This window comes from Anaerobacillus alkalidiazotrophicus (assembly GCF_001866055.1).
The window spans coordinates 29,132-43,916 of the sequence record NZ_MLQS01000011.1 but is presented as its reverse complement, the minus strand read 5'-3'; the positions used below and the strand labels follow the sequence as shown (position 1 = coordinate 43,916).

13 protein-coding genes are annotated in these 14,785 nt (G+C 35.5%); 12 read left to right on the top strand and 1 reads right to left on the bottom strand.

Going from position 1 to position 14,785, the window contains the following annotated elements:
- Nucleotides 1–27: 27 nt before the first annotated feature.
- Nucleotides 28–1,272, bottom strand: a complete 1,245-nt coding sequence (locus BKP45_RS08960; protein ID WP_071389381.1) for a PucR family transcriptional regulator — start codon at nt 1,270–1,272, stop codon at nt 28–30.
- Nucleotides 1,273–1,588: 316 nt separating this feature from the next.
- Here BKP45_RS08960 and veg point away from each other — a divergent pair, with 316 nt between their 5' ends.
- The 12 genes from veg to mfd all read left to right on the top strand — a co-directional run bounded on the left by veg (nt 1,589) and on the right by mfd (nt 14,569).
- Nucleotides 1,589–1,855 carry a biofilm formation stimulator Veg gene (gene veg / locus BKP45_RS08955; RefSeq protein WP_071308281.1) on the top strand — a complete coding sequence of 89 codons (267 nt, stop codon included), beginning with the start codon at nt 1,589–1,591 and terminating at the stop codon, nt 1,853–1,855.
- Between the two features lie 192 nt (nt 1,856–2,047).
- Nucleotides 2,048–2,227 carry a small, acid-soluble spore protein, alpha/beta type gene (locus BKP45_RS08950; protein ID WP_071389380.1) on the top strand — a complete coding sequence of 60 codons (180 nt, stop codon included), beginning with the start codon at nt 2,048–2,050 and terminating at the stop codon, nt 2,225–2,227.
- A 549-nt stretch (nt 2,228–2,776) separates the two neighbouring features.
- Nucleotides 2,777–3,640, top strand: a complete 864-nt coding sequence (gene ispE, locus BKP45_RS08945; protein WP_071389379.1) for a 4-(cytidine 5'-diphospho)-2-C-methyl-D-erythritol kinase — start codon at nt 2,777–2,779, stop codon at nt 3,638–3,640.
- A 57-nt stretch (nt 3,641–3,697) separates the two neighbouring features.
- Complete coding sequence (gene purR, locus BKP45_RS08940) at nt 3,698–4,543, top strand: pur operon repressor (RefSeq protein ID WP_071308278.1); 846 nt, start codon at nt 3,698–3,700, stop codon at nt 4,541–4,543.
- Nucleotides 4,543–4,917, top strand: coding sequence for a RidA family protein (locus BKP45_RS08935; protein ID WP_071389378.1), 375 nt, complete (start codon nt 4,543–4,545; stop codon nt 4,915–4,917). Before purR ends, BKP45_RS08935 begins: the two co-directional genes overlap by 1 nt.
- 601 nt (nt 4,918–5,518) lie before the next feature.
- Entirely contained in the window at nt 5,519–5,812 is a 294-nt protein-coding gene (spoVG, locus tag BKP45_RS08930) for a septation regulator SpoVG (protein WP_071308276.1), read from the top strand.
- A gap of 641 nt (nt 5,813–6,453) precedes the next feature.
- The gene (gene glmU, locus BKP45_RS08925; protein ID WP_071389377.1) at nt 6,454–7,824 is read left to right on the top strand and encodes a bifunctional UDP-N-acetylglucosamine diphosphorylase/glucosamine-1-phosphate N-acetyltransferase GlmU; all 1,371 of its coding nucleotides are present in this window, start codon (nt 6,454–6,456) and stop codon (nt 7,822–7,824) included.
- A 28-nt stretch (nt 7,825–7,852) separates the two neighbouring features.
- Nucleotides 7,853–8,803 (top strand): ribose-phosphate diphosphokinase, encoded by a 951-nt coding sequence (locus BKP45_RS08920; RefSeq protein WP_071389376.1) that lies wholly within the window; start codon nt 7,853–7,855, stop codon nt 8,801–8,803.
- 243 nt (nt 8,804–9,046) lie between these two features.
- Complete coding sequence (locus BKP45_RS08915) at nt 9,047–9,679, top strand: 50S ribosomal protein L25/general stress protein Ctc (RefSeq protein WP_071389375.1); 633 nt, start codon at nt 9,047–9,049, stop codon at nt 9,677–9,679.
- Nucleotides 9,680–9,919: 240 nt separating this feature from the next.
- Entirely contained in the window at nt 9,920–10,477 is a 558-nt protein-coding gene (gene pth, locus BKP45_RS08910) for an aminoacyl-tRNA hydrolase (protein WP_071389374.1), read from the top strand.
- Between the two features lie 172 nt (nt 10,478–10,649).
- Nucleotides 10,650–10,880, top strand: a complete 231-nt coding sequence (locus BKP45_RS08905) for an anti-sigma-F factor Fin family protein (RefSeq protein WP_071389373.1) — start codon at nt 10,650–10,652, stop codon at nt 10,878–10,880.
- Between the two features lie 161 nt (nt 10,881–11,041).
- On the top strand, nt 11,042–14,569 hold the full coding sequence (gene mfd / locus BKP45_RS08900) for a transcription-repair coupling factor (RefSeq protein ID WP_071389372.1): 3,528 nt from the start codon (nt 11,042–11,044) through the stop codon (nt 14,567–14,569).
- The last annotated feature ends 216 nt before the right edge of the window (nt 14,570–14,785 follow it).

Below are 14,785 nucleotides of genomic sequence, written 5' to 3'. Positions count from 1 at the left end.
AAAGAAAGAAAGAGCATTTGTGAAATTCTACAAATGCTCTTCTTTTAATAGTTTATTTATTTTAATATCGACGTACAAAGTCAATTTTTCGTTTTGATTTTTAAAATCAACTCCACAAATTTCTGAAATTCTTTTTAATCGATAATTTAATGTATTGGCATGGACGTGAAGCTCCTTGGCTGCTTCATGTATATTACTATCTTTATTTAAGAACACTTCAAGTGTTTCGAGAAATTGGGTTTTGTTTACTTTATCGTACTCTAAAAGTTGAATAAGTACAGGGTTCTTATACTTATCAAGCCTATTTTTTTCAAGGATGACGTCTAGATAGCGGAAAATTCCAAGCTGATGATAGTTGTGGATTTCTCCAATTTCCGCAGGGAACTTATTTTTTAATCGTAACACCGTTAGAGCTTCTTGGTAGCTTGCCTCCACTTTTTCATAGTTATCATATATATTTCCGCAGCTGCCTTTAATATGTTGAATTTTATATCGCTTTTCCATATGCGATATAAAATTAGTAATAAATTTATCAATACTTTCTTGAAGGTCTTTAGCTGTGAGTGGTGTTACTAATAAAATTAATTCATTTCGGTCAATTACGTGTAAAGGAATTTTTACTTGTTGTGTTGTGGTGATCATGTACGTGATATGTTTTTCATTTTTTGGATTAATTTCTTCATTGAATTGAAAAACAAGGATCGCTATTGGAAAGGACGGGATAATACTTAATTGTTCAAGCTTTCTTTTAATCTCATTATGTGATTTGATGTGTCCAGTAAGAAGTTGCCAAAAAAACTCTTGGTACCCTTCCTCCTTTTTCTTTTTTCGAACTTGGAGCTGTAGTAGCTGATTTTTTGCAGTCTGAGCAGCTAACTTTAATAAAGATAACTGCTCCTCAGATAACCAGTTATCATTTTCTAGTACCCAAATATACCCTAGTACTTCACCTTTTTGGCTAATAGAAATGGCGACTCGCTCACTAAATCCCATATCTGACACACTAGGAATTCGAAGAGGTTCATCACTTTGATTTAATCTAGGGATCACTCCATCTTTCCATAAATTATTAATAACTTTTTCGGGAACTCGTCGACCTATAATCGTAGAGATTCTCACAGGATCCGTTCGATCATCATGTAAGCTATAAGCTAAAAGGCGGTGGTTGGCATCCTCAATCGTAACCGGGCAACCTAGCACTTCAGTGATTTTATCTACTAAATTTTCTAAATTTCCAAAAGTACCTTTGAAAGGATCATTTATTATCGTCATTGCGAACTACTCCCTTAAGTAGTAAATCTTTTTTGATGCTAATTGTATCAAACCTTGATGGATATTGGGGCTCGCTTTGGTAGATTATCTGCTAGTCATGTTAGTAATTGTACATTTCGTCACCGCAACTTGAATGAATAAAAATTCATTTACATAATATAAAAAATCTAGGCCATACTAAAATTTGTGATATTTAGTCAAAAAAAGTTGAAAAAATAGTATTGACAATCGATTTGTTTCCTTGCTATAATTTTAATTTTATTTGACATTATTGCTCGATTATGTTACACTTTAGATAAGTGAGGTGGTTTCAATAATGGGAAAAACGTTAGTTGATATTAAGCGAACGTTAGACGCTAATATTGGAAAGAGGATTACAATAAAAGCGAATGGTGGCCGCAGAAAGACTGTTGAACGTTCTGGTTTACTTGAAGAAACATACCCGTCTGTATTTATTATTAAGCTAGATGAAGAGCAAAACGCCTTCGAAAGAGTGTCTTACAGCTATACAGACGTTTTAACAGAGACCGTACAATTAACTGTGTGTGAGGATGAAAGCCCTACAGCTGTAGAGGTTGAATAGTTATTAGTTGGAAAAGAGGTATGCTCATATGAGGTTTGACTTCTCCCTAGGAAAGTATTTATTAAAAATACTTTTTAATGGAGGTGCCAAATTTAGACATGTGAGTATACCTCTTTTTGTTTTGATAAAATTAGTTATCAGCAGGTTATACTATTAATGTCGTAACATGTCTACAAAAAAGGAGTTGTTTTTATGGCCAGAAGGCGAGGAGTTATGTCTCAGCAATTTAAAGAAGAACTAGCTAAAGAGCTTGGGTTTTACGATGTTGTCCAAAAAGAAGGATGGGGCGGAATACGTTCGCGTGATGCTGGAAATATGGTCAAGCGCGCCGTGGAAATTGCTGAACAACAGCTTGCTAATAAAAGGCAATAGCAATAACTAGTTTTGTTACGATAACTGGCTCGTAAGGGGATGCCCCTTAAATGAGCCAGTTTTTTACTGCTATAAGATGTGAACAAGATTTTTCGCCTAAGGAAGCATGAGTATCTATTTTAAAAACTGTAGTGGGTAACCAAAGTGCTCGGTTTTTTTGAAAGTTTAGTATAAAATTTCGAAGTTAGGAAGCTGTCTAGCTCCAACGTTCTATCGACTTTAAAGTTTGCTCGCCCCAGTCAAGCTACTGACCTCAATTACTACATGAAAGGAAGCCTACTTCAGAGCATTACTAGAAAACACAGTGGCATAATTTCTTTTTACGAACTAGAGCTGTAAAGCTTGTCTTTTCTAATGGACGTTTAAGAGAAATATAAATTGAATCACAATTCAAAGGTTATATACTTCTTTCTACTAGGTAATGCTGATAAAATCTAATAGCAGTAAGCGCTAGAAAATTTTGTCATGATTTACATGAATTTTGTGGTTTGTAGAGGCAACAAATGATAAAATAACCTAAGCATATGGAACAGTAGAAGGTGATTTAAGATGAAGATATCTATAAAAGCTCCTGCGAAAATTAACTTATCTCTTGATGTTCTCCATAAAAGGGAAGACGGTTTCCATGAAGTTGAGATGATCATGACGACAGTTGACTTAGCAGATCGTATTGAATTAACTTTATTAGAAGAGAATCGTATTATCGTTGATGTTTCTGAGGGTTTTGTCCCAAATGATAGTAGAAACTTAGCTTATCAAGCAGCTCAGTTATTAAAGGACCGCTATCAAATTAATAAAGGGGTACATATTTCAATTAAGAAAAACATTCCGGTTTCAGCTGGACTTGCAGGTGGTAGTAGTGATGCAGCTGCTACTCTACGAGGTTTAAACAAACTTTGGAGTTTACATTTAAGTATTGATGAATTAGCAACTCTAGGGGCACACATCGGTTCAGATGTTTCTTTCTGCGTTTATGGTGGCACGGCATTAGCAACAGGTAGAGGTGAAAGGATTGAACATATTACCCCCCCACCTCCTTGTTGGATAATATTAGCGAAACCTCCTATCGGTGTATCTACTGCAGAAATATATCGGAACTTAAAGGTAGATCAGATTGAACACCCTGATATAAATGAGATGATATCAGCAATTAACAGCAGTGACTATGAAAAGATTTGTAAACAATTAGGAAACGTACTAGAGTCGGTAACGTTTAAACTCTATCCAGAGGTGCAACGAATTAAAGAGCAGATGATCCGCTTTGGCGCTGATGGTGTATTAATGAGTGGGAGTGGTCCAACTGTTTTTGCCCTCGTCAAGCACGAATCGAGAGCCGCGCGCATTTATAATGGTTTAAGGGGTTTTTGTAATGACGTATACGCTGTACGATTACTGGGAGAACGTTACTATTGATAAAATCCGTACAAAAGTGTAGTATTACTGTTAAATATTCGGGTTTTGGAGGTAGTTATGAAGAAGTTTCGTCGAAGTGGCCGTTTAGTAGACATGACCAATTACTTAATACATAATCCACATCAGTTAATACCGTTAACTTATTTTGCAGATCGATATGAGTCGGCAAAATCGTCTATAAGTGAAGATTTAACAATTATTAAAGAAATGTTTGAAGATCAAGAGATTGGTCTGTTATTAACAGTAGCGGGTGCTAGTGGAGGAGTAAAGTATATCCCTACAGCTAGTAATGATGAAATAGTGGTATTTCTCGAAGATTTGTGTCAAAAGTTAGAGGACCCTAATCGGGTATTGCCAGGTGGTTATTTATACATGATGGACATCATAGGAAATCCAAAGCTTATGAATGAAATTGGTCGATATTTTGCCACTATGTTTGCAAATAAGAAAGTCGATGTAATTATGACAATGGCCACTAAGGGAATACCTTTAGCGTATGCAGTAGCTACTTATTTAAACGTTCCTGTTTGTATTGTTAGACATGAACATCGTATTACAGAGGGCTCTCTTGTTAGTATTAATTATGTATCTGGATCGTCAAAGAGGATTCAGACAATGTCTTTAGCTAAACGAAGCCTTAAAGAAGGTTCAAATGTTTTAATAATCGATGACTTTATGAAAGCTGGTGGCACGGTACGAGGGATGATAAATCTTGTAGATGAATTCCAGTCAAATGTTGTTGGTACTGGTGTATTAGTTGAGGCTAATCATCAAGAGGAAAGGCTTGTTGATCAATATATCTCAATGACCAAACTGTCAGAAGTTAATACTAAAGATAAATTAGTGAAAGTAGAATTTGGAAACTTCTTTGAAAAACTAAAACAAATGAAGGAGAATGAGTAATGAAGATTGTACAAACGTCTGCAGCTCCAGCTGCTATTGGTCCTTATTCACAAGGAGTAGTTGTTAATAATTTGTTTTATAGTTCGGGTCAAATACCGCTAAAGCCTAATGGCGAATTGGTTGAGGGAAATGTTCAAGAGCAAACGGAGCAAGTGCTAAAAAATATCGATGCTGTGTTAAAGGAAGCTGGTGCAACATCTGAAACAGTTGTAAAAACTACAGTTTTTATTAAAGATATGAACGATTTTCCTTTAATTAATGAAGTGTACGAAAAATACTTTTCGAACCATAAACCAGCTAGATCTTGTGTTGAGGTAGCCAGATTACCGAAAGATGTATTAATTGAAATAGAGGTAATTGCTTTAGTTAAGTAAGCTTGCTTTTAGCAATTTCTAGTATTAAGAGAATGATAAAAACGAAATGGCTAATATTTTGGATGGTATATTTGATAAATAACCACTACCCTAATATTAGCTTTTTTGTATAACCAGAATTTATAAATTTCTAACTTGGAAACTGTCTAGCGCAAGCAGCCTACGAACTCGGTCACTTCAGTCAAGTTACTGACTTCAATGTCTTCTTGGATTACTTCTTGAATATGCTCCATGCTACTTTGCTTCGAGGAAGCCTACTCCAAAGCTATGCTAGAAGACGCAGAAGCACGTAGGAAGCCAAAGAGCGGCTTCTGTCAAAGGCCGCCCCAGTGAAGCTACTACTTGGATTACTACGAAGCGGCTTTGCTCTTGAGCAAACGGAGTGGCACAGGAGCAGCTGCTCGTGACCAAGGCGCTTGCGCTTTTCTTGTTAATAAGTAGGCACATATGTTTATTGGATTTGGAAATTTTGTGAACGTTGCTTAAAAATCAAAGAAACTAAGTTTATTTTTAAAATTTTTCGTTTTTTTAAGAAGGAAATGAAGATTACGTGTTGAATTTATTAAAAGACTTACTTAACTGGAAAAAGGTGGTGGCAGAAGTGGAAGTAACAGACGTGAGACTACGCCGTGTTAATACGGAAGGGCGAATGCGTGCAATAGCATCCATTACGATCGATCATGAATTTGTTGTCCATGACATCCGAGTGATTGACGGAAATAATGGTATGTTTGTAGCAATGCCAAGCAAAAGAACTCCAGATGGCGAATTTAGAGACATCGCACATCCAATTTCCTCTCAAACGAGAGAAAAAATTCAATCAGCAGTATTAGCTGAATATGAAAAAGCTGGAGATATAGAACAAGTTGAATATGAAGAAGCAGGTGCTTCATAACAACAAAAACCGAAATGACTAAGGATTTATAAAATCCTTAGTCATTTTTTTTTCAAGGTAAGAAAGTATAAAGTTTTTAACTTAGAAACTGTCTAGCTACAGCGCCCTATCGACTAGAAAGCTTCCTTCGTCTCGTCTACGATAAGTCGAGAACGAAAGTCTAACGACTTTCGACTCTCCTATATCTCACTCGACTCAGTCCAGCTTATTACGTCGATGAGCAAGGGCGCTTGCGCTTTTCTTACAGTATCAGAATTTATAAGTTTCTAACTTGGAAACTGTCTAGCTTCAGCGCCTACGAGCTCGGTCACTTCAGTCCTTTTCGGAAGCCAAAGAGCGGCTTCTGTCAAAGGCCTTCCAGTGCCTTTCGCTCGTGACCAAGGCGCTTGCGCTTTTCTTATTTGCACAAATTTTTCGGTGGTATATAAATCTAAGACGCGCGAATAGGATTTGTAAATTCCTGTAAAATCGTTTGTCCTTATTCTATATAAAATGTATATTTTTAGTAATAAATCAAAATCTAATAAGTAAATGTACACATATTCTAAAAACGTTTTTAACGAAATGTTAATGTTAGCTTGAAAAGACAACCGTTTTAAGATATATTCGTAATGGAAAAAAAGAACCGTTGGAGGATAGATATGAACAATCGTTTTGCGGTAATCTTAGCCGCTGGTCAAGGGACTAGAATGAAATCCCGACTTTATAAAGTTCTTCATTCTGTTTGCGGTAAACCTATGGTACAGCATGTAGTTGATCAAGTTTCCCAAATTGGGGTTGAAGAAACTGTTGTTGTTGTTGGACATGGTGCCGAAAAAGTAAAAGAACAATTAGGTAACGGAGTAACGTACGTATTACAAGAAGAACAGTTAGGAACGGGTCATGCAGTTATGCAATCGGAGTCTTTGTTAAAGGATAAAGATGGAGTTACTATGGTACTCTGCGGTGATACACCTCTCATTACGAAAGAGACGATGGAAGAGTTACTAAATTACCATGAAGAACTTGGAGCAAAAGCTACTATCCTTACAGCAGAAGCTAATAACCCTACTGGTTACGGGAGAATAGTACGAGATCAGTGTGGGGTAGTGAAGAAAATTGTCGAACAAAAAGATGCGTCAGAAGAAGAACTTTTGATAACTGAAATTAATACAGGAACTTACTGTTTTGATAATAAGGCACTTTTTGAGGTGTTAAAATTAGTAGGAAACAATAATGCACAAGGTGAGTATTATTTACCAGATGTTATTGAAATTTTACAAAAAAAGAATCAATTAATTGCGGCATACCAAACGAGCAGCTTTGATGAAACATTAGGAGTTAATGATCGTGTTGCGTTATCAAATGCAGAAGAAATCATGAAAAAGCGCATTAATGAAATGCATATGAGAAATGGCGTTACACTCATTGACCCTCAAAATACGTATATCGAGGCTGATGTTACTATAGGGAGGGATACTATTATTCTTCCTGGGACAATGGTAAAAGGAAAAACAATTGTAGGTGAAGATTGCCAAATTGGACCTAATACAGAACTAAATGATAGTTCGATAGGTAACCAAACTTTTATTAAACAATCGGTTGTATCTAATAGTGAAATTGGAAATCATGTTACTATCGGTCCTTTCGCACATATTAGACCTGAATCACAAATTGGTGATGAAGTGAAAATAGGGAATTTTGTAGAGGTTAAGAAATCTAAATTTGGTAAAGCGAGTAAAGCGTCTCACTTGAGTTACATTGGTGATGCCGACATAGGCAATGATGTTAATTTAGGGTGCGGATCTATTACTGTTAATTATGATGGAATTAATAAACATTTAACAAAAGTTGAAGATGGAGCATTCATTGGTTGTAACTCAAATTTAATAGCACCGGTGACAATTGGTGTTAACGCATATGTGGCAGCAGGTTCTACAATTACTCATGATGTGCCAGGAGATGCATTAGCTGTTGCGCGAGAAAGACAAACAAACAAACCTGATTATGCCAAGAAGTTAGGAAAAAAATAAGTAATTATTCATGGGGGTAAGTCCGATAATGGTCAAATATGATGATCCAAGTTTAAAAGTATTAACGTTAAATTCAAATCCAATTCTAGCAGAACAAATTGCAGAAAAGATTGGTGTTCCAATATCAAAAAGCTCAGTAGCAAGATTTAGTGACGGTGAAGTCCAAATTAACATTGAAGAAAGTATTCGAGGTTGTGATACTTTCGTTATTCAATCGACTTCAGCACCTGCTAATGAACATATTATGGAATTATTAATCATGATCGATGCATTAAAACGTGCATCGGCAAAAACGATAAATGTTGTATTACCTTATTATGGTTATGCACGTCAAGACCGTAAAGCAAGAGCTCGTGAGCCGATCACAGCTAAACTAGTTGCCAACTTACTGGAAACAGCAGGTGCAACTCGTGTTATTACATTAGATCTACATGCTACGCAAATTCAAGGCTTTTTCGATATTCCAGTTGATCAACTACAAGCTGTGCCTCTTCTTTCGGATTACTTTAAAGAAAAGCAACTTGATGACATCGTAATCGTATCACCAGACCATGGTGGTGTAGTTCGAGCAAGAAAAATGGCCGATCGACTAAAGGCTCCGATTGCAATCATCGACAAGCGTCGTCCAAAGCCAAATGTATCAGAAGTTATGAACATTGTCGGCAATATTGAGGGTAAAACAGCTATTATTATTGATGACATCATTGATACTGCTGGGACAATTACTCTAGCAGCAAATGCATTAGTAGAGAGCGGAGCGAAAGAAGTTTATGCATGTTGTACACACCCAGTTCTTTCTGGTCCGGCGATTGAAAGAATTGCAAACTCAAAAATTAAAGAGTTAGTTGTTACAAACTCAATTCCATTAAGTGAAGATAAATTAATTGATAAGATTAGGCCGTTGTCTGTTGCTCCGTTATTAGCAAAAGCGATTATTCATGTTCATGAAGAAAGATCTGTAAGTGTACTTTTTGATTAAATTCATCATTCAATGAACAAAATAGTTTACTAAATAACATTTACTATAGTTATTGCTTTTAGAAGCTACATTTAGTCGAGTGGCATGGTTCTTGACTAGATGTAGCTTAAAGTTCAGCCTTTTAGGGAACTTCAAATGTACAATAATTTTGATTATGAAATTTTTCATAGTAATTATTGGTTAAAAAGCCTCGGTAATGGGTACACCATATAAAGTAATGAAAAATTATGAGGTGAAAAAACAATGGGAACTATGTTGAAAGCTAGTAATCGAGATGAACTAAAAGGATCTGAGTTAAGGGCACTTCGAAAAGAAGGAAATGTCCCTGCAGTTGTTTATGGGAAAGACCTCCCTAGTGAAGCGGTTTTTGTGAATGGGATAGACTTTTTAAAAACAATAAAGGTTACTGGTAAAAATGGGATTATCTTTTTGGCAACAGATAGTGGGACTCACGAAGTAATCGCTAATGATATTCAAGTCGATGACTTAAAAGGTGATCTTATCCATGTTGATTTTTATAAAGTTAACATGAAGGAAAAGATGGATGCTAATGTACCGGTTCATTTAGTTGGTGAAGCAGCAGGAATTGCAGATGGTGGTATCATTCAGCAAACTCTTTATGAAGTTTCTATTCGCTCGCTACCAGCTGATATACCTGAAGCAATTGAAGTTGATATCTCTCATATGATGATTGGGGACTCCCTGCAAGTTAGGGATTTACCAGCTAGTAATAAATATGAAATTAACAATGAGCCAGAAGAAGGGATCATGTCAATCTTAGCACCAACATTAGCAAATGAGCCAGACGAACAGCAAGAAAAAGCTGATAAAGAAGAAGTCCAAGCTGAAGCTGAAAATTCAGCGCAAGAAGAATAAAATTTGTAAGGTATAGCCGTTTGGTTATGCCTTTTTATTTAATTGAGTGAATTTCATCATTACAAAAAATGAGCTACATAAACCTATATCTAGTTACCGATATTTCAACGAAACTAGATATAGTATCTTAAGTAGTGAAAATAATGAATGATGAAATTCATTAAAGGGATTCATAAAGTTTTAGCGAATGTAGGGAAGAAAGATATTCATGTGTTAGTGAAGGAAAGCGAGGAAATATAGGTGAAGTTAATTGTTGGACTTGGTAACCCAGGAAAAAAGTATGAGGATACTAGACATAATGTTGGGTTCCATGTGATAGACCAGTGTGCCAAAAACCTAAACATTACCTTGAATCAAGAAAAGTGGAAAGGTTTATTTGGCTATGAGACCATTGGTGGTGAAAAGGTATTTTTATTAAAACCGCTTACCTATATGAATTTATCAGGTGAAGCAGTTCGACCTTTAATCGATTTTTATAAAATTGAAATCGATAATGTACTAGTTGTTTATGATGATTTAGATCTACCACCAGGAAAAATACGCCTACGGCAAAAAGGTGGTCATGGTGGACATAATGGTATAAAATCAATGCTAGCCCATTTAGGAACCGAAAATTTTAAAAGGATTAGAGTTGGTATTGGAAGGCCTGAACCTGGAATTGCGGTGGCTAATTATGTCCTTAGTACTTTCCCCCCATCCGAAAAGCAAGATGTTCATGAATCTGTTCAACATGCAGCGAATGCTTGTGAAAGTTGGTTAAGTAAAGACTTCCTGAATGTGATGAATAGTTTTAATTAATAACTGCATAGAATACCTCCCTATCGTTCATACTATAATAAGAATTTTTCATGTCTTTTACTTTGTGTGGTTTTTAGTCAAAGTGATTCTCCTCACCTTACTAAGAAGAGTGAAAAGAGACTTTTACATACTAAAGACGAGAGAAAAATGTTATGATTAGGGAGGAATATTTATGACTATCCATTATCAGTGTCGCCATTGTGGGATTTCTGTAGGGAAAATAGAACAAAAGCAAATAGAAGCTCAAAAATTAGGATTTCATCAGTTAGATCAATCTGAGAGAACTGAAATGATCAAATATGATGAAACAGGAGATATTCACGTTGATACGATTTGTGAAGACTGCCAGGAAGCATTAGAGCGAAATCCACATTTTCACGAAAATCAAACGTTTATTCAATAATTCAGGTAAGTTAATATTTTGTACGAGACGCTTAGCTTTGGTGCCTACCAAAGCATTTTCGCTTTGGTTAAGACAAGTCATTGAATATGTGAGCGGAAGTTGAAAAAAACATTTTTAAAAGATAGAGAGCTACTATGTATATAAAGGGGGAGGCAAAGGCTTTGTTCGGTTTGAAAAAGTTTTTTTTACAAGATGATGATGTAAGAGCAGTTTTAGATGGTATTGAAGCTCAGTTGACTGAACAGATGATATCAGGGCTAACAGGCTCAGCAAGAACTTTATTGCTAGCTTCCATATTTGAACAATCGAAGCGACCACAATTAATAATTACCAATAATCTATTTCAAGCACAAAAGTTATATGATGATTTAGTTAGTCTTGTGGGAGAGGAGCTAGTTTATCTATATCCTGTTAACGAGTTAATCTCGTCTGAAATTGCTGTTGCTAGTCCAGAAATGAGAGGGCAACGAATAGAAGTTTTAAATTTCTTAAGCAAACAACAATCAACAGGAATTGTAATTGCGCCAATTTCTGGCTTAAGACGTTTGTTACCACCTAAAGATATTTGGGAACAGTCTCAAATAGTATTTAAAGTGGGCGATGAGATTAATGTTGAGCAAACACTAAAAAAATTAGTGCAAGCTGGTTTCCAAAGATCTGATATGGTTTCTAGTCCGGGGCAGTTTAGTTTACGTGGCGGGATCATTGATATTTATCCTTTAACAGAAGAAATGCCTTTAAGAATTGAATTATTTGATACAGAAGTAGATTCGATTCGATTTTTTGACGTTGATTCTCAAAGATCTCAAAAACAGTTAAACCATATAAATATAGGACCAGCTCAAGAAGTTATTTTAGAAGACAAAAACTATGAGTTAGGAGCGAAAAGATTAAAGGAAGGTTTATCTACTACATTAACAAAAGTAAAAAATGCAAAAGTTAAAGAAGCATTAGTAGATCAAATAAATTACGAAGTCGAGCTATTAAATAGAAAAAGTTCATTTGAAGGTATGTACAAATACATGTCTCTGTACTATGACAAAGTAACGACCCTTATTGATTATTTGCCAGAAAATGGTGTCGTTTTCATAGATGAAATTAGTCGTGTACAAGAAATGGGTATCAATCTTGAAAAAGAAGAAGCCGAATGGCAAACAACATTATTAAGTCAAGGTGCTATTATTTCTGAACTTACGATGTCAAAAAATTTGGATGAAATGATTCAACAGACAAACGTTCCATTTGTTTATTTTTCACTTTTCTTACGGCACGTTCCTCATACGAGTCCAAAAAATATAGTTAATTTCAACTGTAAAACAATGCAAAACTTCCATGGTCAATTAAACCTTTTAAAAAGCGAAGTAGATCGATGGTTAAAAGCAGAGTACAAAATTGTGATTACTTCAGTTGATCTAGAGCGCGCTAAGCGAATGGAAGATATTTTGGAAGATTATAAGATTGGTGCAAACTTATTAGAAAGTTCTTCTGAACTTGTTGGTGGTTCATGTCAAATTACTGTGGGCCAATTAACAGGTGGCTTTGAGTTGCCTCTACAAAAGCTAATTGTGATAACAGAAGAAGAGATATTTACGAAAAAAACAAAACGACCAAAAAGAAAACAAAAGCTTTCAAATGCCGAAAGAATTAAAAATTATTCTGAGTTAAAAGTTGGAGACTTGGTTGTTCATATTAATCATGGGATCGGAAAGTATCTAGGTATTCAAACCTTAGAGATTAATGGAATTCATAAAGACTACCTCCATATTACGTATGCAGGGAATGACAAGTTATATGTTCCAGTTGAACAAATTGATCAAGTTCAAAAATATGTTGGTCAAGAGGATAAAGATCCTAAGATTTACGCTTTAGGCGGCACTGATTGGAAAAAAGTTAAGAAAAAAGTTCAATCTTCAGTTGAGGATATTGCTGATGACTTAATTAAGCTTTATGCAGAAAGAGAGGCTAGTGTCGGCTATGCGTTCTCAAAAGATAGTCTCGAACAAAGAGAATTTGAAGGATCTTTCCCGTATGAAGAAACCGAAGATCAGCTTCGTTGTATTCAGGAAATAAAAGAAGATATGGAAAAACAACGGCCAATGGATCGCCTACTTTGTGGTGATGTTGGGTATGGGAAAACAGAAGTAGCAATTCGTGCTGCGTTTAAAGCAATAATGGATGGAAAGCAGGTTGCATTCTTAGTTCCAACAACTATTTTAGCGCAACAGCATTATGAGACGATCCGTGAGCGTTTTAGTGACCATCCAATTAATATTGGCCTGTTGAGCCGTTTTAGAACAAGAAAAGAGCAAAATGAGACCCTTAAAGGGTTGAAGTCAGGTGCGGTAGATATTGTGGTTGGAACACACCGTCTCTTATCTAAAGATGTTATTTATAAGGATTTAGGGTTGCTAATTATTGATGAAGAACAGCGTTTTGGTGTTACACATAAAGAGAAAATTAAGCAACTAAAAGCGAATGTAGATGTATTAACATTGACAGCCACACCGATTCCAAGAACATTGCATATGTCGATGTTAGGGGTTCGTGACTTATCGGTTATTGAAACTCCACCAGAAAACCGTTTTCCGGTTCAAACCTATGTTGTTGAATATAACGAAGGTCTAGTACGTGAAGCAATTGAAAGAGAGTTAAGTAGAGGTGGGCAGGTATACTTCCTATATAATAGAGTAGAAGATATTGCTCAAATGGCTGATAAAATTGCTATGCTCGTGCCGGATGCTAGAGTATCATTTGCCCATGGAAAAATGAATGAAACTGAGTTAGAGTCTATTATTATTGATTTTCTAGAAGCGAACAGTGATGTTTTAGTAACAACAACGATCATTGAAACTGGTGTAGACATTCCAAATGTTAATACGTTAATTGTATATAATGCTGATAAAATGGGCTTGTCACAGCTATATCAGTTAAGAGGACGGGTAGGGCGCTCCAATCGCGTAGCCTATTCTTATTTCACGTATCAAAAAGATAAAGTTTTATCTGAGGTTGCAGAAAAAAGGTTACAAGCAATTAAAGAGTTTACCGAGCTAGGATCTGGATTTAAAATTGCCATGCGAGATTTATCTATCCGAGGAGCAGGAAACTTATTAGGAGCGCAGCAGCATGGTTTTATTGCTTCTGTAGGTTTTGATTTATATTCCCAAATGCTAAAAGAGGCAATCGAGGAACGTAAAGGAGATAATCGAACAGAAGCTGTTCGAAACCAAGTAGAACTGGATCTAAACGTCGATGCCTATATCCCAGAGTCATACATTAATGATTCAAAGCAAAAGATTGATATGTATAAGCGTTTTAAGTCCATCGAGTCAAAAGAAGATATTGAAGATCTTCAAAGTGAGATGATCGATCGTTTTGGCGATTTCCCACAAGAAGTAAATTATTTATTAAAAATAGCTTCTATCAAATTGCTAGCTCAAAAGGAACAAGTAGAATCGATAACAGAAGACCCTCAACAATGTTCCATTGTCTTAACAGAAGAAGAAAGTCAACGTATTGATGGAGTGAAGCTTTTTGAAATGATAAGTAAAATGGGCCGTGAGTTTTCAGTCGGAACATCTGGACAAAAAATAAAAATAAACATTAAGACAAAATCGTTTACATCAATACGATATTTGGAGATTATTGAAGAAATAGTAACAAAAATTTGGACAGTGAAAAAAGAAGAGTAAGTAAACGACCTATTTCGTCATTTGACGATGCCTTTTTGAATAATGTTCACTAAAAAAGAAAAACTAAGCTTGCCGTGATAAAAATGGTAAAAGCCAGTTACTACAATTAAGCAAATAATTGAAGAAATGGTGAATAGTTCTTACTTAAAGAAGGATAATAAGACTAAGAATTAAGTATTAATTTCTTAGTTCTAAGCTAAAGAAATTGATTCCTTA